The sequence below is a fragment of the Elusimicrobiota bacterium genome (genome assembly GCA_016706425.1).
GTDB lineage: Bacteria > Elusimicrobiota > Elusimicrobia > FEN-1173 > FEN-1173 > JADJJR01.
In genome coordinates this window covers 1,839,881-1,860,389 of sequence record JADJJR010000001.1, presented here as the reverse complement: position 1 = coordinate 1,860,389, position 20,509 = coordinate 1,839,881, and the positions used below count along the sequence as shown (strand labels likewise).

Sequence of the window (20,509 nt, the reverse complement as noted above, 5' to 3'; positions counted from 1 at the left end):
TTGATCGCGGAAACGGTTGACATTATATCTCGCTTTTTGTTCAATCTCCGTCGACAATCAACGGAGGATATATGCCTTTTTCCACCACGCAGGACCCCCGCCTTTGGGCGGACCAAAGCCTCGCCGGCGCCCCCCTGACCCGGGCGGACGCGCGGGCCGTTCTTGACTGGCCCGACGAAGACCTTTTGGACTTGGTGGCGGCCGCCCACCGCGTGCGGCGCGCTCGTTTCGGCCGCCGGGTCAAAATGAATTTTCTGGTCAACCTGCAATCCGGTCTGTGCCCGGAAGATTGCTCCTATTGCAGCCAATCCAAAATCTCCAAAGCGCCCATCGAAAAATACCGGTTTCTTTCCGCCGACGAAGTGGTGGACATGGCGGACCGGGCCGTCGCTTCGGGGGCGGCGCGGTTGTGTCTGGTGGCCTCCATGCGGGGCCCCTCGGAGAAGGACATGGCGGCCGTCGACGAGGCCGTGCGGCGCGTGAAATCCAAGCACCCGGGGCTCGAGGTCTGCGCCTCCCTCGGTTTGTTGAAGGACGGACAAGCCGAGCGGCTCAAGAGCTCGGGCGTCGACGCCTACAACCACAACCTCAACACCAGCGAATCCCATTACGAAAAAATCTGCCACACCCACACTTACCAAGACCGCGTGGACACGGTGGAGCGCGCCAAGGCGGCGGCCCTGTCGCCCTGCTCGGGAGCCATTTTCGGCATGGGGGAAACGGCGGAGGACATCCTCGATGTGGCGTTTCGATTGCGCGAGACCGGGGTGGATTCCATCCCCATCAACTTCCTGATTCCCGTGCCGGGCACGGCCCAGCAGGGCCGCAACGACCTGACGCCCAATCGGTGCCTGAAAATCCTCTGTTTGATCCGGTTCCTCAATCCCTCCATGGAAGTGCGCATCGCCGGCGGGCGGGAACTGCACCTGCGCTCCCTGCAGGCCTTGGGGCTCTACGTTGCCAATTCGATTTTTGTCGGCGACTACTTGACCACCAAGGGCCAGACCGTGGACGCGGACCGGGCGATGGTGCGGGACATGGGGTTCGAGGTGGTCGGGGACGCGCCCGGCCCCCGGCCGGCCTTGTCCGAAAACGTGGAGTTCGTGACCCGCGCTTCGCGGCAATAACATGAACGTGCTCGTCACCGGCGCCGATCGGGGGATCGGGCGGTTGCTCGCCCTCGCGTTCGGGCGCGCCGGTCACACGGTGGGGGTCCACTGCCGGACCCGCCGGTCGCAGGCCGAAAAAGTCCAGGACGAATTGGCGCGGATGGGCGTTCGCTCGGACGTCTTTCAAGCCGACGTCGCCGACCCGGGCGAGGCGCAATCGATGATCGACGACGCCCGCGCCCGCTGGGGGCGTTTGGACGGCTTGGTCAACAACGCCGGGGTCACCCGCGACCGGTCCCTTCTCCGCATGTCGCCCGCGGAGTGGCGGGAGGTCCTGGACGTCAACCTCTCCGGCGTGTTCTGGTGTCTGCAAGCGGCGGCGCGGCACATGAGCCGCGAAAAAAACGGTTTCGTCATCAACATCGCTTCGATTTTGGGCGCGCGCGGCGGCGTCGGCTGCGCCAATTACGCCGCCGCGAAGGCCGGCGTGATGGCCCTCACAAAATCCGCCGCGCGTGAACTGGGGCGCTTCAACATCCGCGTGAACGCCGTTCTGCCCGGTTTTCATCTCACCGAAATGTCCGAACAGATACCGCCGGAGCAAAGGGCCAAGGTCGTCGCCGAGCACCCTCTGGGGCGGACCACCGACCCGGCCGATCTGGGCCGTCTGGTGGTGGCTCTGGCCGAAAGCCCCACCGTGTCGGGACAAATTTTCAACATCGATTCGCGGGGAATGTGATGCGGCGCGTCGTCGTCACCGGGGTGGGGTTGGTGTCCCCTTTGGGGCCCGATCGGGAATCGGGGTGGCGGGCTCTGATCGACGGTTCTTCCGCGACGGATCCGGAGGGAGGGCGCGCGCCTTTGATCGACGACGGGGGGCCCCGGGCGGTGACCCTCGCTTTGGCGGCCGCCGGGGAAGCCTGGAGGAACGCGGGTCTGAAAGACGCCGCGGGCATCGGGGGAGAGCGTTTGGGGTGTTTGGTCAGTTCCAGCAAACCCCTGCCCCCCACCGCGCCCGGCGGTCCCTGGCGCGCTCCCGACGAGGTGCCCACGGCGGTGGCCCGCGCGTTGGGGGTCGAGGGGCCCGTGATGAACTTGGCGGCCGCCTGCGCCACCGGGGCCCAATCGTTGTTGGCCGCGGCGGGTTGGATCGCGGAGGGGCGTGCCGATGTCGTCTTGGCGGGAGCGGCCGAAAGCGCCCTGCACCCTTTGTACAGGGCCGGGTTTGCCCAAATGGGCGTTCTGTCCAAGGCCGGGCGCGTCCGTCCCTTTGACCGCGACCGCGATGGGTTTATGATGGGGGAGGGCGCGGCGGTGTTTGTGTTGGAGTCGGTGGACAGCGCCGCGGCGCGCGGGGCCCGGATCTGGGCCGAGGTCTTGGGCGGCGATTTTTCTTCCGACGCGCACCACGCGACGCGCTTCAATGGGAACGGCGAACGGATGACGGCCTGCCTCCGCCGGGCCCTGACCCGCGCGGGCCTGACCGCCGACGACTTGGACTACGTCAACGCCCACGGCACGGCCACCCTCTTGAACGACGCGCTGGAATCCCAGGCTTTGCGACGTTTGTTCCCCCGGGGAACAACCCCCGTGTCATCGACCAAAGGGGCCACCGGGCACCTGCTGGGGGCCACGGGGGCGGTCGAGATCTCCTTCACCCTGCTGGCTCTGCGGGACGGCGTTCTGCCGCCCACCCTCCATCTGGAGCATCCCGTGGTCCCCGATATGGATTTTGTGCCGAACCGCGCCCGCCCGGCGAACCTCCGACGCGCGGCCTCGGTTTCCTACGGTTTCGGCGGCGCCCTGTCGGCCGTTGTGTTGGGGACAGCGTGACCGCTCCCCTCTCCCGGGACCTGCGGGTCGAGCTCGACGCGCTGACCGCGCTCCATCGGCGGCGCTCGCCCAAAACCCTCGCCGGCGCGCCGGGGGCCCGGGTGCTCATCGACGGCGCCCCCCGGGTGAATTTCGCTTCCAACAATTATTTGGGTTTGGCCGAAGACCCGCGCGTGCGACGCGCCGCCGCCCGGGCCGCGCGCCGGTGGGGCGCCGGCGCGACGGCGTCCCGCTTGATGGGCGGGACGCTCGAATTGCACCGGGAGCTGGAACGCGAAATTGCCGATTTAAAACGCCGTCCGGCGGCCCTGGTGTTCCCCTCGGGTTATCACGCCAACACGGGGATGATCCCCGCCCTGGCGGGCCCCGAGGACACGGTGGTCTTGGACCGCCTGGCGCACGCCTCCCTGGTCGACGGGGCCCGGCTGTCTCGCGCGCGGTTGCGGGTGTTCCAACACAACGATCCCGAGGATTTGGACCGCGTGCTGGCCCGGTTATCGGGTCCAGGGCGGCCCTGGGTGGTGACGGAAAGCGTTTTTTCCATGGACGGCGACCGCGCCCCCCTGGCGGAAATCGTCGCGGTGGCGGAGCGCCGGGGCGCGCGCACCTATGTCGACGAAGCCCACGGCACGGGGGTGTGGGGGCCGTCGGGGGCGGGATGGGTCAACGCCTTGGGTTTGTCGGACCGGGTGGACGTCGCCATGGGAACCCTGTCGAAGGCCTTCGCCTCCCAGGGCGGTTTCGTGTGCGGCGCGTCCGAACTGATCGATTGGGCCGTCAACCGCGCGCGGGCGTTTATTTATTCCACGGCCCTCGCCCCGGCGGCGACCGCGGCCGCCCTTGAGGCCGTCCGGATCGCCCGGGCGGAGCCGGACCGCCGGGAGCGCCTGTTCGCCTTGGCGCGGCGGTTGAGGACGGGTTTGGGTCTTTCGGGGGAAGGCCCGATCGTTCCCTGGGTGCTCGGCACCGACGCGGCCGCCGTGGCCTTGTCCCAGCGGCTCTGGGAGCGCGGCGTGTTCGCCCCGGCGGTTCGCCCCCCGACGGTGCCGAAGGGCACGGCGCGCATCCGCTTTTCCTTGACGGCGGCCCACACCGAGGCCGACATCGACGCCGCGCTGGCGGCCGTTCGGGCGGGCGCGTGATTCCCGCGGTTTTCATCACCGGCACCGACACCGGGGTGGGAAAAACCGTGGTGGCCCGCCTTCTCGCCGCGGCGCTCCGGGAGGGCGGACGGCGCGTCGGCGTTCTCAAGCCCTTCGCCGCGGGCCCGCCGGACGACGCCGTGGCGCTGGCGCGGGCGGCCGGAGGCCGCCAAAGCGTTAAAGACGTCACCGTCCTTCATATCGCGCCGCCCTTGACCCCCGCGGCGGTGCTGGGGGTCGGGCCCCGCGGGGCCGCGCGGGTTCGGCGCGCCTTCGCGTCGATGAAATCGGTTTTGCGGGGACTGCGAAAGGAAAACGACGTCCTGGTCGCGGAAGGCTTGGGGGGGCTTTTGGCTCCCCTGGGCGGACCGTATTTCGTGACCGACGCGATGGACCGTCTCCAATGGCCGGTGTGGGTGGTGGCGCGTCCCGCGCTCGGAACGATCAACCACACGCTGTTGACCCTGGAGGCCCTCCGGCGGCGTCGTTTGGACGTTCGGCGGGTGATCCTCAGCGGTTTTAACGGAAAGACCCGGGTGGAAAAAACCAACCTGGTCCTCTTGCGACGAATTGCGGGGTTGCCCGTCACGACGGTGCCCGTGGCGATCGGTCGCGCGGGGGAACGACGGGCCAAGGCCCTCCTTCAAAGCGCCTTCCGCGAGGACTTCGACGCATGAGCCGCGCCGCCCGGCTGGACAAGCAATATCTTTGGCACCCGTTCACACAACAGGCCGAATGGGAGAAAGGGGACCCGTTGGTGGTGTCCCGTGCACGGGGCGCGCGCTTTTGGGATGAGCGGGGCCGCTCTTTTCTTGACGGTGTTTCCTCCTTGTGGGTCACCGCTCACGGCCACCGCCACCCCGCCTTGGACCGGGCTTTGAAACGGCAGCTGGGCCGGGTGGCCCACACGACTTTCCTCGGGCTGACCCACGCTCCGGCGGCTGAACTGGGCAAAGCGCTCATCGATCTGGCGCCCCCGGGTCTCCACAGGGTGTTTTATTCCGACAACGGGGCCACGGCGGTGGAGGTGGCGCTCAAGATGGCTTTCCAATATTGGATCCATCGGGGCGAACACCGTCGGACGGAATTTTTGGCCCTCGAAGGGTCGTACCACGGCGACACGCTGGGCGCCGTTTCCGTGGGGGGGATCGCGGCTTTTCAAAAAAAGTTCGGGCCCCTCCTGTTTAAATCCCATTTCGTCCCGGCGCCCCATTGTTTCCGCTGTCCGTCGCGCAACGCCCCGCCCGCCCCCGAATTGCGCACGGGGGATGAGCCCGTTCCCGCGCCCGGGCGGCCCGGGGCGCGGCGCGCGGAAACCGGCTGCCGATGGGAGTGCCTCGGCGCCGCCGAAAAAATCGTTCAAAAGAATTCGCGCCGTCTGGCGGCCGCCATCGTCGAACCGCTTGTCCAAGGAGCGGCGGGCATGCGCGTCATGCCCGCGGGGTACCTCGCGGGACTCGCGCGGATACTGAAAAAGAACGGTGTTCCTTTGATCGCCGACGAAGTCGCCACCGGCTTCGGTCGCACCGGGCGGATGTTCGCCGTGGAGCACGAAGGGGTGCGCCCCGATTTCCTCTGCGTGGCCAAGGCGTTGACGGGGGGCTATTTGCCCCTGGCCGCGACGCTCACGGGGGAAAAAGTGTATCGGGCGTTTCTGGGTCGTTACGAAGAGTTTAAGACGTTTTTTCACGGGCACAGCTACACGGCCAACCCCCTGGCCTGCGCGGTCGCCCTGGAAAACCTGCGGGTGTACCGAAGGGAAGACACCTTGGGAAAATTGCGCCCCAAGCGGCGTCGTTTGACGGAATTCCTTCGGGGCCTCGCGGCCGATCCCCGGGTCGGTCACGTGCGGCAAATGGGTTTTATGGCGGGCGTTGAGTTGGTGTCCGACAAAAAGACGAACCGGTCTTTTCCCGTTTCTTTCCGCGCCGGCGCCCGGGTCGGCCGGGCGGCGCTGGCGCGCGGGGTGTGGACGCGCCCCCTGGGCGATGTCTTGGTCGTCCTGCCGCCCCTGGGCGTCTCGATGCGCGATTTGAACCGGGTGTTGGGCGCGTTGGGCGCCGGGATCGCGGGCTTAGGGTTCGTTAAAAAATAACTGGCTCAATTCGGCCGGGGGCTTTTGGCCCAGGACTGCGTTGCTCATCGCTCACTGACCGTCCAGTCGGCTCGCTCTTCGCGCCTTGTCCTGGACCAAAATCCCCTTGGCCAAATCGGCCACTTATTTCTTAACGAACCCTTGAGGAAAAAATGATTTTGATATACTTCGGGAAGGAAAAAATATGAATGAGAAAGAGGACCCCATGAATCTGAGTCAAAAAACCGCCGTGGCATTGACCGCCGCCGCGATCGCGGCCGCCGCCGGCGCCGCCGACGCCTGGAAAAACACCCCCGGGGTCTACGCCGTTTTTGAAACCGATTTGGGACGGATTGTCTGCCGTCTTCATCCCGAAAAATCCCCCAACACCGTGGCCAATTTTGTGGGTTTGGCCGAGGGGACCAAGGAATTCACCGACCCCCAGACCGGCGCCGCCGCGAAACGACGCTACTTCGACGGACTGATTTTTCATCGGGTGATCCCGGATTTCATGATCCAAGGCGGGGACCCCCTGGGCACGGGCTACGGCGGGCCGGGCTACAAATTCGACGACGAACGTCCGACGGGCGTCAATTTTGAGAAACCCGGCGTCCTGGCCATGGCCAACTCCGGACCGAACACGAACGGGTCTCAGTTCTTCATCACCGTCGCCCCCACGCCGGACCTGCCCCGTTACGGCCATTACGTGATTTTCGGCCAAGTGGTTGAAGGCCAGTCCGTGGCGGACGCGATCTCCAAGGTCAAGCGGAACGCCAACGACCGACCTTTGACACCCGTGGTTATGAAAAAAGTTTTGATTGAGCGGGTGGCCGGGAAAAAATAGTTTTTTTGAGGACCGTGCCGAAATAATTTTTCGACCTCGTTTTCCTCTCTGTGGGGCCGGCTTTGTTCCTGGGGCCCTCCCTTGTCGGGTCTCACTGTGGTTTCGCCGACGACTGTGGCTTTTTTTTAATCCCGTTGGCGCGGAGGTCGCGAAGGGCCCTGTGGAACGCTCTGTTTTGCGGTTTTTACGCGACGGTCCCGCGCGTTGGCCCTTTGTTGAGCCGTGATCGCCTTGGGGGCGCGCGGTTACGGAAGGATGAGGGGGGACGAATAGCCCGGGGCGCGGCCATCGGTGCGTTCGCTGGACACCGTTTCCACCCGTTTGATGCCGTCCCGGTTGAGGACGAGCCGGATGCGCTCGTAGCGGGTCTCCTCCGGCGAGGCGAAGCGAAGCACGATGTTGACGTGATACACCCGGGTGCCCCGCACCTGGTCCACCTTTCCCTTGGAAAGCCGTCGGAGGGTCACCTCGGGCTCGTCCATTTTGACCAAAAAATTTCGCAAATTGAACCGCACGATGTCGGTGATGCCGCCTTTCCGGGAGTGCGTTTTTAAAAACCGCTCCGAATAAAGGGCGATGTCCCGGGTGTAGTGGATCACCTTCTCCGCGCGCCACGTGTTTTCGATTTCGGTGATGTGGTCCCGGTCGCGGAGTTTGAGAACGATGGGGTCGACGCTTTTTTCCCTCGCGAAACTCACGGCCTCGCGGCAGGTGCCGATGGTCTTTTGATCGATGGGGTCCCGCAATCGGGTGGTTTGATCGTAAAGTCTTTTCGAAAGCCAGCCGTGCAACCAGGATTGGGTGAGCGCTTTGAGTCGGTCCTTGAACATGTAGCTGACCACCAAGATCCACAAAAAGCCGAGGGAGAGGGTTCCGAACACCCGCTGGTAATAAAAGGCGATGGTGGTGGCGAACAGCATGGCCACCCCGGCCCCGAGGGCCAGGACCATGTGCTCCAAGCCGCCCCGTTCATCGCGGGTTTCGACCGAAAGCCGCAAGGCGCTGGCCATGTACTTTTTGAGGACGCTCAAACGAAAGACGAACGTTTCGTTGTCCCCGCTCGCCTCCACCAGGGAGGGGAGTTGCACGAGTTTGCGGTGGTTGATCTCGGCGCCGATCAAATCGATGAGCGACTGGATGTGCCCCGCGTGGCGGGGATCGCCCCGCTGTTGGAGAAGCGAGAGAAGGTCTTGGGAGCGGTCTTCGATGAGCAGGCTGATGTATTCGTCGGTGTAATGGTAGACCGCCGAGAGACCCGCCGGCAGGCCCGGGTCGGCCACGCGCGCGCGCAACTCCCGGTAGCGTTGGATGAGTCGTTGGGATTCCACCAGGTATTCGTCCAATAGGGCCGACGCCTGCGCCACCATTTGCGGCGCGGCGATCGGCGGAAGCAGTTTGGCGATGGCGCGCGTTTGGGCCCGGAGGGTGTTTTTTACAACGCAGCCCAACAGGCGCATTTCGTAGTCCAACCCCGCGATGATTTTTGGGGTGGGGGCGGCGAGGCCGTTTTCCAGGCCTCGGACCACACGGCTCAGGGGCGACCGCTCCGATCCCGGATCGGTCAGTGTGGTAAGGGTGAACTCCGGGGTGCGAAATCGGATGTAGAGGATGAGGTCCCGGTAGAAGCGGTCTTTGGTGTAGGTGGATTCGTTGACGTCCAAATTCTCCGGGAGGAAGAAATACGTGTCCACCCGGTAATTGTCGCGCCGGTGGTGCGGCCGCAGGTCGTACCCCAGCTTGATCTCGATTTGGTATTTGTCGTGGGCGCGCACCCAGCCTTCGTTTGTCATCGTGTCTCCTCCTTATATCTTAGGGCGCGCGGCGGCCCAGCGCAAGGGTTGAACCGATTCGTGAAATGAGAAAGAATGGGACGGTGAAACCCCGTGTTGACCACCCCTGGAATTTGTCCCAAGACGCGGCCGATCGGTGGCGTTCGGATCTGGCGGGCCAACGCGATCCCCGTCCGGCGCGGCGGGCTTGGAGCGGGACGCGTCGCGTCGCCGTTGTGTCGGTGAAGGACCGGACGGCGGGGGTGGTGGTCTGCGACTGGCCTTCCGGTCGGTGCCGACGCAGGATCCGCGCGAAAGCAACCCGGGCGGCCGTGTATTTGCCCACCGCACCGACGTTCCTGGCCGCTCAAACCGTGGAGCCCGCTTTGAGCGCGCTTTCGGACCCCCCCGACATTCTCCTCGTTGATGAGGACACGATCCGTCCCGGAGGGTTCGGATTGGCCGACCACCTGGGGGTGCGTTGGGGCGTCCCCAGCGTGGGGGTCTCCTCGGCCTGCGCGGGCGAATGGGACGAACCCCCGCCGGGATTGGACGGGGCCCACGTTTTTGTAAAAGACGGGGGAGTTCCCGCGGCGTTGGCGGTCCGGGCGCGGGCCCATCGACCGCCGCTCTTTATCGCGCCGGGACACCGCATGGATCTGTTGGGCGCGCTGGAGGTCGTCTTGTCGCTTCCCTTGGCGCCGCGGGCCCCCTGGCCGCGCGCTCTGGCGTTGGCCCGGTCCGTCGCCGCGAAAAACAAATCGCGCCCAGGGTTCCTCCGGCGGCGCAAAGTTCTATAATAAAACCGCTTCAAAACCGAAAGGCGGCCCCATGAAAAACCTTTTGATCCCCGTTCTTTTGTCCGCGCTGGTGTTGCCCGGCGCCGGCCAAATGTTCAACCGTGAAAAAATTAAAGGCGTCGCGCTGATGGTTCTTTTCCTCGCCCTTTCGGTGGCGCTCTGTGTGTTGGTGGTTTTTGCGGTTCTCCCGCACATTCCGCGGGACGGTTCAACGATGAGTTACCTCGAAGTCCAGGCGTTGGGTACTCGGGTCATGGTCGAAAAAGGCCGATCCATCGAAGCGACGTGGTGGGCGATGATCACCGTCTGGGCGTTCGGCATCCTGGACGCTTTCCTTGGCGCCCGCGCGCGGGCCCGGGCGAACGCGCCGAAAAAATAAATTTTCTTCTTCACATCGGGAGGACGACCATGGTGACGGGTTTGGTTTTGGTGCGGCTCAACGCGGGACGGGAAAAACAAACATTGAAGCAAATCAAAGATACCAAAGGCGTGGCCCACACCTCGGCGGTTTATGGCCGTTGGGATTTGGTGGTCGACATCGAAGCGGAGGACCTGCCTTCCATGACCCACGTCGTGGTCGAAAAAATCCGCGCCATTCCCGGCGTGGCCTCGACCGAGACCCTCGTCACCACCGCCATTTGACGCCGTGCGCCCCCCGCGCTTCCTGAACACGGCCCTGCTCATGTCCCTCCCCCTTGCCGCCGCCGCGGCCAACGTCAACGTGTTGCCCAACGGTCTTCGGTACGTTGTGATTGAAGACCACGCCGCCCCCGTGGTGTCCCTGCAAATTTGGGTCCGTTGCGGCGGTGTGAACGAGGCCGGCCCCACCTCCGGCGTGTCCCATTTCCTGGAGCACATGATCTTCAAGGGCACCGACAAAGTATCCGCCAATGAAATCTCGAAAATCGTGGAATCCAACGGCGGGTCGATCAACGCGGCCACCGGGGGGGAAACCACCCACTATTACATCGACATGCCCTCCGACAAATGGGAAACGGCCTTTGACATTCTATCGGAATCCGTCCTGCGCCCGGCCTTCCCTCCGGAGGAATTCGAAAAAGAGCGGAAGGTCATCCTGGAGGAGATCAAGCGGCGCAACGACGACCCGCAATCCGACCTGTGGGATGGGTTTTTGGAAGCCTTGTATACCCACACTCCCTATCGACAGCGGGTGATCGGGTCGGTCGAAAGCATCACCGCCATGACGCGCGACCGCATGGTCGACCAACACCGACTTTATTACGTGGCGAAAAACATGGTCGTCGTCGTGGCGGGCGATGTCCGCCGCGCCGCCGTGGAAAAGAAAATCCGCGCTCTGTACGGGACGTTGCCGCGCACCGCCCCGCCGCCCCCGCCCCCCTTGATCGAACCCCCGGCCGAAAACACCGAGGTGCGCTTTATCCGTCGGCCCGCCAAGCAAGCGCATGTGGCGGTGGGGTTTGTCGGTCCCACCCTGAACGATTTGGACCAGGTCGCCATGGACCTCTTGGCCACGGTGCTGGGCGGGGGCCAGAGTTCGCGTCTTTACCAGGCCCTGCGGGAGGAAAAGCGGTCGGTGTGGTCGGTGAGCGCCAGTTTCATCACCCACGCGGGGTCCGGGGCCTTCGGGATTTTCGCCGAGTGCCCGCCGGAAAAGGCGCGTTCCCTCGCCAACGACATTTATTTCTTGCTGCACGAAGCCCAATACAACGGGTTCAGCGCCGAGGAAGTGGCGCGCGCCAAAGCCCAATTGCGCAGCGCCTGGCAATTCGGCCAGGAGACCTACCACGGCCAAGCTTCCCAGTGGGGGTTCTTCACGGCCCTGGGCCGCCCGATCATGGTTCGGGAGTACATCAAGCGCCTCGACGCCGCGACCCCCGACGATCTGCGCCGGGTGCTCGGTGCCTACACCCTCGGCCGTCCCCTCGCCGGGGTGGCCGTCCTCCCCGCGGAAGCGGGCCGCTGATGTCATGCGGAACCGGAAGGCGTTAGCTGTGGCTGTCGTTTTCGTCGCCTCCACGGCCGGGGCGGTCATGGTCCGCGATTTCCCCAACGGTCTCAAATGGATCCACCGCCCGGTGAAGCACAATCGCATCGTGGCGGTCCAACTCTTCATCCCGGGGGGCCTGCTGAACGAGCCCGCGGAAAAAGTGGGGGTCACCGCTCTCACCACAGCCGTGATGCTCAAGGGCACGACGGTCCGCAACGCCCTCCAATTGGCCCAGGCGATGGAGGGCCTGGGGGCGTCCTTCGGCGTCGACGCCCAGCCGGATTGCCTTTCCGTGGGCGGGCAGGTGACGCTCGATAATTGGAAAAGCGCTTTCGACCTTTTTGAGGATATACTCCTCAACCCGTCTTTTCCTCCCTCCGAGGTGGAAAAAGAGCGCGAGGCCTTGCTCAACGCCCTTCGCACCCGGCACGAGCAAATTTTCGTGGTCGCGGACGAGCGGTTGCGCCGCGAACTCTACGGCGACCACCCCTACGCCCGGGCCGAGGAGGGGGAGGAAAACACCGTCCGCGCCTTCACACGCGAAGATCTGGTGTCCTGGCATCGCGAACGCTTCCGCCCCGAAGGCGCGGTCTTGGTGACGGCCGGCCCTGTGCCCTCGGCCGTGTTGACGCGACGGGTGTCCCAATTGGTTGAGCGGTGGCCTTCCGGGGGCGGCGGGGCCCGGGCGGGGCGTCCTGTTGCCCCGCTGGCCCAATCCAAAATCGCGGTGGAAACACCGGAATTCGAGCAATCCTATTTGATGATCGGTCACCCCGCCCCCGCGGTGGGCGATCGACGCTACCCGGTGATGAAACTTCTCAACGCCCTGCTCGGCGGCGGCATGAGTTCGCCGCTCTTTCGCGAGGTTCGCGAGGAGGGCACCCTGGCTTACGAGGTCTCGTCGTTTTATCCGTCGCGTCGCTGGGGGGGATCTTTCGTGGTCTACGCGGGGATGGACCCCAAAAATCTTTCGTTGGCGGAGGAAAAGGTTCGCCGCGTTCTTCAATCGTTCGTCGATCAACCGCCCTCCGCCCAGGATTTGGCGGACGCCCAAAGCTACATCCGCGGCCATTATTTGATGGACCACCAAACCAACGCCCGTTTGGCCTGGTACCTGGGCTGGTGGGAATTGCTGGGCCTTGGCCACGAATACGATTTGGTGTATCCCCGGGATGTGGCCGGCGTGAGCGCCGAGGAAATCCACGCGCTGGCCCGGGAAATCCTTTCGGGTCCGTCCATCACCGTGCGGGTGGAGTCCCGGCCCCCCGCTCGTTGATGCCCCCTCGGCTTCTCTTCCTCCTTTTCTCGTTCGCGCTGTTGTCGTCCTGTTCGCGCGACCCCCTCCCCGAACCGGCCCTGACGGGCGATGGCCCGCCCGTGAACGGCGACACCTTCGTCGAGGCCTCGCTCGGCGATCCGACCCGCCTGAACCCCCTTTTGGCGACCGATTCGGCCTCCAACACCGTCAACGGCCACGTTTTCAACGGCTTGGTGAAGTACGACCGTGATTTGAAATTGGTGGGCGATTTGGCGGCTTCCTGGACCGTCCGTCGCGGCGGTTTGGAAATCGTTTTCAAGCTTCGTCCGAACGTGCGCTGGCACGACGGCGCGCCCTTCACCGCCGCCGACGTGGTGTTCACCCACGAGCGGTTGGCGGACCCCAAGGTGCTCACCCCCTTCGGTGCGGATTTCGCCCTGGTCCGGTCTGTGGAGGCCGTGGACCCGTTGACCGTCCGGGTCACCTACAAAGAACCCTTCGCCCCCGCCCTGGAATCCTGGGGCATCGGGATTGTTCCCCGGCACGTGTTCGCGGGGAGGGATTTCAACGCGCACCCCGCCAACCGGAAACCCATCGGCACCGGGCCTTTCCGATTCGTCGAATTGAAAACGGATGAAAAAGCCGTTCTCCGGGCCAATCCGGATTACTTCGAGGGCCGTCCCCATCTGGACCGGGTGATCGTCCGAGTGATTCCGGACAGCTCGGTCCAGTTCCTTGAATTGCGGAACCAATCCATCGACACCATGGGCCTTCGGCCCGACCAATACAACGCCTACGACGCTTACTTCCAAAACCACCAAAAGTTTCGTTACCCCTCCTTCAGTTACACCTTCCTGGGCTTTAACCTCAAGGGGCTTTTGTTCCGGGACAAGCGGGTCCGCCGCGCCTTGGCCATGGCCCTGGACAAACGCGAGATCATCGACGGTGTCCTCTTGGGTTACGGGCGGTCCGCGACGGGGCCCTTCCCTCCTTCCTCCTGGGCCTTCGATCCAACAGTGCCGGAGATTCCCCACGATCCCGCGGCGGCCCGGACGCTTTTGGCCGAGGCGGGTTGGACCGACACGGACGGGGACGGTGTTTTGGACAAGGACGGCCGCCCTTTCTCATTCACCGTGATCACCAACCAAGGCAACAAATTGCGCGAGCAGACGGCGGTCATTCTCCAGTCCCATCTGGCGCGCCTGGGCGTCAAGGTGGAGGTTCGCGTGTTGGAGTGGTCGTCCTTTATTCACGATTTCGTCGATAAAGGAAATTTTGACGCGATCATTCTGGGTTGGAATCTCGGACGGGACCCCGATCAATACCTGATTTGGCATTCCAGCCAACAGGGGGAGGGACGTTACAACTTTGTCGGTTACGAAAATCCCATCGTCGATCGACTCTGGGAGGAAGGCCGCCGCACCTTCGACCGCGCCGCCCGGGAACGCGTCTATCGTAAAATACATCGCTTGCTGGCCGAGGACCTGCCCTACGTTTTTCTTTACTACCCCGACAGCCTGCCCACCGTCCACAAACGGTTTCGGAACGTCGAAGTGGCTCCGGCGGGGTTGGGTTGGAATTTTCGGGAATGGTACGTCCCCAAGATCCTCCAGCGTTATCGGTTGGCGGAGCAATGACCGCTTTTCTCCTTCGCCGTTTGGCGTTGACCTCGGTGGTCCTGGTGGGCATCACCCTCATGACTTTCCTGGTTATGCGCCTCGCCCCCGGCGGTCTCACGGCCGGCGCGGGGGACCTGAGCGCCCGGGTGTCGGCGGTGGAGCAGCGGAAAAAATTCGCGGCGGCCTACGACCTGGACAAGCCCTGGCACTTGCAATACGGCCGGTGGCTCGGGCGCCTCGCCCGGCTCGATTTCGGCCGGTCTTTTAAAGACGATCGGCCTGTCCTTGAAAAAATCGGCGAGCGGTTGCCCAACACCCTGTTGTTGAACGTCCTGTCCCTGGGGTTGGTTTTCTTGATCGCCGTGCCTCTGGGCGTTCTGGCGGCGGTCAAACAAAACAGTTTGTGGGACCGGGCCGTCTCCGTCCTGGTGTTCGTCGGATTTTCCACGCCCGCCTTTTGGCTGGCCTTGATGCTGATGCTCTTGTTCGGGGTCCGGCTCGGTTGGTTGCCCGTGTCGGGCCTGCACGCTTTAAACGCCGACGAGATGTCCGGGGTCGCGCGTCTCATCGACACGGCGCGGCATTTGATCCTCCCCGTCTTTATCTCCGCTTTCTCGGGCTTGGCCGGCCTCTCCCGGTTCGTGCGCAACGGACTTTTGGACGTGGTGCGCCAAGACTACATCCGCGCCGCCCGGGCCAAGGGTTTGCCGGAATCCCGGGTCATCGGTCGCCACGCCTTGCGCAACGCGCTCCTCCCGGTGGTGACGATCCTGGGTTTGTCCCTTCCCGACTTAATCGGGGGTGGTTTCATTTTTGAAACTCTGTTCGCCTTCCCCGGCATGGGGCGGTTGGGGTTCGACGCCATCATGGCGCGGGATTTCCCCGTGGTGATGGGGGTCGGCACCATCGCCGCGTTTTTGACCTTGGCGGGCAATTTTTTGGCCGATGTGGCCTACGCGATCGTGGACCCCCGCGTGCGGTTGGCCGGAAAGCGCCCGTGACCGGCCGACGGTTTTTCAAAAACCGCCTGGCCTGGGCGGGGGGAACGCTCTTGACCTTGATCGCCCTGGCGTCGGTGGCGGCCCCGGCGCTCACGTCCTTAAAGCCCGACGGGCAGCGCCTCACGGAGCGTTTGCGGCCGCCTTCCCGGTCCCATTGGCTGGGAACCGACGACCTGGGCCGCGACGTCGGGTCGCGCCTGCTGCACGGCGGGCGGGTTTCCCTGCGGGTGGGCCTGGTGGCCGTTTTGATTTCGGTGGTGTTGGGCACCTTGGTGGGCCTTGCCGCGGGGTATTTCGGCGGTTGGGTCGACGGGGTGTTGATGCGCGCGGTGGACATCGTCCTTTGTTTTCCGACGATATTTCTGATCCTCATGGTCATCGCCTTTTTGGAGCCGAGCCTCACCAACGTCATGGCCGTCATTGGTTTCACCTCCTGGCCGGGCCTGGCCCGTTTGGTGCGCGGCGAGACCTTAGGCCTTCGTGAGAGGGATTTCATCTGGGCCGCGCGGGGGCTGGGCCTGTCCGCGCCCCGGATCCTGTTTGTCCACCTTTTGCCCCACTTGGTCGCGCCCGTCCTGGTGTCGGCCACGCTCGGCGTCGGCGGGGCGATCTTGACCGAGTCGGCGCTTTCCTTCCTGGGGCTCGGCGTTCAGCCGCCCACGGCCTCCTGGGGCAACGTGTTGGCGAACGGCAAAGACTACCTTCATGTGGCCTGGTGGCTGTCCCTGTTCCCCGGCGCGGCGATCCTCGTCACGGTGCTGTCTTTAAACATGCTGGGCGAAGGCCTGCGCGACACTTTGGACCCCCGGGAACGCTCGTGAGCCTCCTTGTCGTCGAGAACCTGCGCGTCACCTATTTCCGGGACGGCGTTCCCCTGCCCGCGCTGCGCGGGGTCACATTTTCATTGTCGGCGGGGGAGTCCCTCGGCTTGGCGGGGGAATCGGGCTCGGGGAAATCCACCCTGGCGGTGGCTCCGCTCCGTTTGTTGCCCGACAACGCCCGCCTGTCCGCCGATCGACTGGTCTTTGACGGCCGGGATTTGATGGCCGCCTCACCCCGCGACCTGCGCGCCCTGCGGGGTGGCGCCGTGGGCACGGTTTTTCAAGACCCCTTTTCCTCCCTCAATCCGGTGCTGACCGTCGGGGACCAAATCGAGGAGGTTTTGGAGTTCCACGCGGGGGGGCGCGACCGCGGCCGTGTGCTGGCCCTGTTGGAACGCGTTCGCCTGTCGGAACCCGCCGCTCTTTATGGGGCCTACCCCCACCAATTGTCAGGCGGCCAGAGGCAACGCGTCTGCCTCGCCATGGCCATCGCCGCCCGCCCGAAACTGTTGATCGCCGACGAGCCCACCACGGCCCTCGACGTGACGGCCCAACGGGGGATTCTTGATCTGTTGGACGAACTGCGCCGGGATTTAAAAATGGCCCTTCTATTGGTGACGCACAACGTGGGTCTCTTGGTGGAGCGCACCGACCGGTTGGCTGTCCTGTACGCGGGGGAAATCGTGGAGCTCGGACCCACGCGGGAGGTTTTAACAAACCCCGCCCATCCCTACACCCAAGGTCTACTGCGTTCGTTGCCTCGCTTGTCCCGCGTGGAGCCTCGGTTGCCGGCGTTGCCCGGGCAACCGCCGGACCCCCGCCGATTGCCGTCGGGATGCGCTTTTCGCGAACGCTGTGCGCAGGCTTTCGCGCGGTGCGCCGTCGACCCTGTATTGCGGCCCGTGACCGGCCGTCCGGTGGCCGTGGCCTGCCATTTGCACGGGGGGGCGGCGTGACGCCTTTGCTTGAGTGCCAAACCCTTTCCAAGGTGTTTCCCGTCCGGGGCGGCCTTCTGCAAGCCCGGCGGGGCGTCGTTTCGGCGCTCACGGACGTTTCGTTCGACCTGCCCGTCGGCGGGGCTCTGGGCGTCGTCGGCGAATCGGGTTCGGGCAAAAGCACCCTGGCGCGGATTCTTGCGCGGTTTTTGGCGCCGACCGGCGGCCGCGTCCTGTGGGAGGGGAGTCCGGCGGAGGGTTTTTCTCGACGGGAGTGGGCCGGGCGTGTGCAAATGGTGTTCCAAGACCCGGCCGCCTCCTTAAACCCCCGATTGACCGTCGGGACCCAGCTGGCGGAAGCCTTGGCGGTGTCCGGCGGCGGTCGGACCGTGGCCGAGGCCCTGGCCGAGGTGGGCCTGCCCGCCGACGCCCGGGTCCATTACCCCCACGCGTTTTCGGGGGGACAAAAACAGCGCATCGCCATCGCCCGGGCCCTGGCGCCCCGGCCCCGTCTCCTGGTGGCCGACGAGCCCGTGTCCGCCCTTGATCTTTCCGTCCAGGCGCAAATATTGAACCTCCTGGCCGATTTGAGGGACAAACACAAGTTGGCCTTGATCCTGATCAGCCACGACTGGACCGTGGTTCGGCACATGACCGATCGCGTGCTGGTCCTTGAGCGGGGCCGCGCGGTCGAGTCCGGAACGACGGAAGAAGTGCTGGCCCGACCCCAAAGCGAAACGACCCGCGCCCTCCTGGCCGGCGTCCCGGAGGCTCTGCGATGACCGAAAAAACCATGGGCGGTTTGTTGCGCCGATTGGCCGACCTTCCCGGGCCCGATCGATGGATAGTGGGCGGACTGTTGCGGGACGCTTTGCTGGGGCGCCCCCTGGCGGACGCCGACTTCGCGGTGAACGGCGACGCCCGGTCTCTGGCGGAAACTTTTGCGCGTCAAAACGGCGGCTCGTTTTTTCCGCTCGACGAGGAGCGGGGCACCCACCGGGCGGTGGTGGGTCCGTTGGTTTTCGATTTTTCCCGCCTTCAAGGACGGGACCTGGCCGCCGATTTGGGCCAGCGGGATCTGACCATCAACGCCCTGGCCCTGCCCGCGGCGGCCTGGGGGACGCCGGGGTGGGAAAAGCACATCGTGGATTTGCACGAGGGTCGCCGGGACTTGAAAGCCGGTCGGTTGCGGTTCGTGGGCCCCCGGGTGGTGGCGGCCGACCCCTTACGGCTTTTGCGACTCTTCCGGTTCGCCGCGGAGTTGGACTTTAAAGCCACGCCCGCCGCGTTGGCCCTGGTGCGTCGCCACCGGAAGCTTTTAATTCGCTCGGCCCCGGAGCGGGTTCGCGAGGAGCTTTTAAAGACCCTTTCGACCCCGCGCGCCGCCCCCGCGTTGTCCGCCATGGACAAGGCGGGGTTGCTCGACGTGCTCTTCCCCGAAGTCGTTCCCATGCGGCGCACCGGACGGGATTACTACGGGGCGGGAGGGGTGCTCGCGCACTCCATCGCGGCGGTGGCCTCGCTAGAAAAATTGTGGGAGGAGTTGCCGCGGCAGTTTCCGGCTTTTCACAAACCCTTGCGCGCCCACCTGGGCGAGCCTTTTGCCGGGCACCCGCGGTTCGCCCATCTCAAGTTGGTGGAACTTTTCCACGATGTGGGGAAACCCGCGACGGCGAAAAAGGAGGGGGGCGAATGGCATTTTTACGGGCACGACGCCGTCGGCGCCCGCATCGTGGCGGCGTTGTCCAAACGGCTTCGGCTCTCCTCCGAAGAGGGGCGTTCGCTGTCGCGCCAGGTGGGGGCGCACATGCGCCCCGGCAACCTGGGCCATCAGCCGGTGTTGACCGACCGGGCGGTTTACCGTTTTTATCGGGATCTGGAAGAATCCGCCGTCGGCCTTCTCATCGTTTCCCTGGCCGACCATTTCACCTACCTGTCGCCGCGGGCGCGGTTGTCCCGAAAAGACCCGGTCTTTAGAACCATCCACAAAATGCTGGGCGGGTATTTCCGGCGCCGCGACAAGGTGGAGCCGCCCCGCCTGTTGGACGGGCACACATTAATGCGCGCCTTGCGGCTGCGCCCCGGCCCCGAGGTGGGGCGGTTGCTCTCCCTGATTCGGGAAGCCCAGGCCGCCGGGGAAGTGAAGACCCTTCAAGACGCCCTGCGTCTCGCCAAATCGGAGGTTCAAGCCAAATGAATAAAACTTTAAAAATGATGGGAAGGGTCGGCGTGCTGGTTTTTTCAGCGATGTCTCTTCAAGCGGGCTATGAGGACGATTTGGGGGCGGCTTTCGGGGTGAACGCCAACGCTGGGCGGCGGGCTGGCCCCGCGGCGGCGTTGGCCCTGGCCGATGAGGCGGGTTCTTTTGACATCGTGCTTTGGCAGTGGCCCGAAACGCAAACCCTTCGCCCCGTGATTATCGAACGCGCCCGGGCCGCCCGAGAACGGGGCATGGGCATCATGCTCGGCCTCAGCCCCACCTCGCTGGCCGGTTTGCGAACGGATTTGGAACTCCCCGCCTGGGTCGCCTCCGACTGCGGCTTGACCACCGCCACCGTCTCCTTTTCCAATCCGTGCGTTCGTCTGCATTTCATTAACGACGTCGTGGACATCGCCAACGCCGTGAAACCGGATTCTTTTCATTTGGCCACTGAAATCAACACGCTGTTGTTGCGGAAGTTGGTCAATCCGTTGGATTTGGAGTACGTTCATTTCGGCGCTCTGTACCAAACGGCCCACAACGCGATCAAAGCGGTGTCCCCGGAAACCCGCGTGTTCGTGTCTTTCCAGTACGAACTTCAAAAGGTCATCCAGAACGCCCCGCCGGGCACGCCGGCCCAGAACTGGGAAAATATATTGGGGGTCTTTCGCGGAACGGCGCCCGTCAGTAAATTGGATTACGTGGGATTCACCACCTACCCCTCGGCCAGCGGGTTCCTGTCGGGGAAATACAAATTGCCGGCGGCCATTCCGAGCGATTATTACAAGGAAGCGGGCCAATATCTAAACCCCGGGGAGCGGGCGGTTTTTTCGGAAATCGGTTGGCCCACCCAAGGCTCGGGCACTCGCCCGGAGCAGCGTCAATTCATTCATCGGTTGCCCGCGCTAATGGCCCCCGCCCGTCCGGCCTGGGTGGCCTGGGTCCTCCTCCAGGACATTCCGCCCGGGGCGATGGGATTCTCCTTGGACCTGACCACCACCGGTTTGCTTGATGCGTTGGGACGGCCCAAATCCGCCTGGGACCGAGTTTCGGAACCCGTCCGGCCCTTGATTCGCAAACGTCCCCGCCCCACGGCGGGGGGGCGGGGGGTGTGGCAATCGCTATAGACTTGCGC

Annotated in this window: 18 protein-coding genes and 1 pseudogene; 18 read left to right on the top strand and 1 reads right to left on the bottom strand. The window is 64.6% G+C overall.

Annotated features, from left to right (window positions below; all coding sequences use genetic code 11):
* Positions 1–71 precede the first annotated feature (71 nt).
* From bioB to IPI56_07675, 7 genes are all read left to right on the top strand, one after another.
* A complete protein-coding gene (gene bioB, locus IPI56_07705) occupies positions 72–1,127 on the top strand; it encodes a biotin synthase BioB (GenBank protein MBK7545608.1) in 1,056 nt (351 codons plus the stop codon).
* 7 nt (positions 1,128–1,134) lie between these two features.
* Positions 1,135–1,848 carry a 3-oxoacyl-ACP reductase FabG gene (locus tag IPI56_07700; GenBank protein ID MBK7545607.1) on the top strand — a complete coding sequence of 238 codons (714 nt, stop codon included), beginning with the start codon at positions 1,135–1,137 and terminating at the stop codon, positions 1,846–1,848.
* Positions 1,848–2,942, top strand: coding sequence for a beta-ketoacyl-[acyl-carrier-protein] synthase family protein (locus IPI56_07695; protein MBK7545606.1), 1,095 nt, complete (start codon positions 1,848–1,850; stop codon positions 2,940–2,942). Before IPI56_07700 ends, IPI56_07695 begins: the two co-directional genes overlap by 1 nt.
* On the top strand, positions 2,939–4,084 hold the full coding sequence (gene bioF, locus IPI56_07690; protein MBK7545605.1) for an 8-amino-7-oxononanoate synthase: 1,146 nt from the start codon (positions 2,939–2,941) through the stop codon (positions 4,082–4,084). The genes IPI56_07695 and bioF overlap by 4 nt, the downstream gene beginning before the upstream one ends.
* Positions 4,081–4,761, top strand: a complete 681-nt coding sequence (gene bioD / locus IPI56_07685; GenBank protein ID MBK7545604.1) for a dethiobiotin synthase — start codon at positions 4,081–4,083, stop codon at positions 4,759–4,761. The genes bioF and bioD overlap by 4 nt, the downstream gene beginning before the upstream one ends.
* Positions 4,758–6,179 carry an adenosylmethionine--8-amino-7-oxononanoate transaminase gene (gene bioA / locus IPI56_07680; GenBank protein MBK7545603.1) on the top strand — a complete coding sequence of 474 codons (1,422 nt, stop codon included), beginning with the start codon at positions 4,758–4,760 and terminating at the stop codon, positions 6,177–6,179. The genes bioD and bioA overlap by 4 nt, the downstream gene beginning before the upstream one ends.
* A 205-nt stretch (positions 6,180–6,384) precedes the next feature.
* On the top strand, positions 6,385–7,002 hold the full coding sequence (locus tag IPI56_07675; protein MBK7545602.1) for a peptidylprolyl isomerase: 618 nt from the start codon (positions 6,385–6,387) through the stop codon (positions 7,000–7,002).
* A 245-nt stretch (positions 7,003–7,247) separates the two neighbouring features.
* Here the strand turns inward: IPI56_07675 and IPI56_07670 are convergent, their stop codons facing one another.
* On the bottom strand, positions 7,248–8,792 hold the full coding sequence (locus IPI56_07670; protein MBK7545601.1) for a hypothetical protein: 1,545 nt from the start codon (positions 8,790–8,792) through the stop codon (positions 7,248–7,250).
* A gap of 83 nt (positions 8,793–8,875) precedes the next feature.
* Between IPI56_07670 and IPI56_07665 the strand changes: the two genes are divergently transcribed.
* The 11 genes and pseudogenes from IPI56_07665 to IPI56_07615 all read left to right on the top strand — a co-directional run bounded on the left by IPI56_07665 (position 8,876) and on the right by IPI56_07615 (position 20,501).
* The gene (locus tag IPI56_07665; protein MBK7545600.1) at positions 8,876–9,571 is read left to right on the top strand and encodes an endonuclease V; all 696 of its coding nucleotides are present in this window, start codon (positions 8,876–8,878) and stop codon (positions 9,569–9,571) included.
* Positions 9,572–9,602: 31 nt separating this feature from the next.
* Positions 9,603–9,950, top strand: a complete 348-nt coding sequence (locus IPI56_07660; protein MBK7545599.1) for a hypothetical protein — start codon at positions 9,603–9,605, stop codon at positions 9,948–9,950.
* Positions 9,951–9,979: 29 nt separating this feature from the next.
* Entirely contained in the window at positions 9,980–10,213 is a 234-nt protein-coding gene (locus IPI56_07655) for an Lrp/AsnC ligand binding domain-containing protein (GenBank protein MBK7545598.1), read from the top strand.
* A gap of 4 nt (positions 10,214–10,217) precedes the next feature.
* Entirely contained in the window at positions 10,218–11,516 is a 1,299-nt protein-coding gene (locus tag IPI56_07650) for an insulinase family protein (GenBank protein MBK7545597.1), read from the top strand.
* A gap of 28 nt (positions 11,517–11,544) precedes the next feature.
* Positions 11,545–12,816, top strand: a complete 1,272-nt coding sequence (locus IPI56_07645; protein MBK7545596.1) for an insulinase family protein — start codon at positions 11,545–11,547, stop codon at positions 12,814–12,816.
* Positions 12,816–14,435, top strand: a complete 1,620-nt coding sequence (locus IPI56_07640; GenBank protein MBK7545595.1) for a peptide-binding protein — start codon at positions 12,816–12,818, stop codon at positions 14,433–14,435. Before IPI56_07645 ends, IPI56_07640 begins: the two co-directional genes overlap by 1 nt.
* The gene (locus tag IPI56_07635; protein ID MBK7545594.1) at positions 14,432–15,418 is read left to right on the top strand and encodes an ABC transporter permease; all 987 of its coding nucleotides are present in this window, start codon (positions 14,432–14,434) and stop codon (positions 15,416–15,418) included. Before IPI56_07640 ends, IPI56_07635 begins: the two co-directional genes overlap by 4 nt.
* On the top strand, positions 15,415–16,239 hold the full coding sequence (locus IPI56_07630; GenBank protein MBK7545593.1) for an ABC transporter permease: 825 nt from the start codon (positions 15,415–15,417) through the stop codon (positions 16,237–16,239). The genes IPI56_07635 and IPI56_07630 overlap by 4 nt, the downstream gene beginning before the upstream one ends.
* Positions 16,236–17,956 (top strand): annotated as a pseudogene (locus IPI56_07625) (ABC transporter ATP-binding protein). The gene IPI56_07630 and the pseudogene IPI56_07625 overlap by 4 nt, the downstream one beginning before the upstream one ends.
* Positions 17,953–19,371, top strand: coding sequence for a CCA tRNA nucleotidyltransferase (locus IPI56_07620; GenBank protein MBK7545592.1), 1,419 nt, complete (start codon positions 17,953–17,955; stop codon positions 19,369–19,371). Before IPI56_07625 ends, IPI56_07620 begins: the two are co-directional and overlap by 4 nt.
* A complete protein-coding gene (locus IPI56_07615; GenBank protein MBK7545591.1) occupies positions 19,368–20,501 on the top strand; it encodes a hypothetical protein in 1,134 nt (377 codons plus the stop codon). Before IPI56_07620 ends, IPI56_07615 begins: the two co-directional genes overlap by 4 nt.
* The last annotated feature ends 8 nt before the right edge of the window (positions 20,502–20,509 follow it).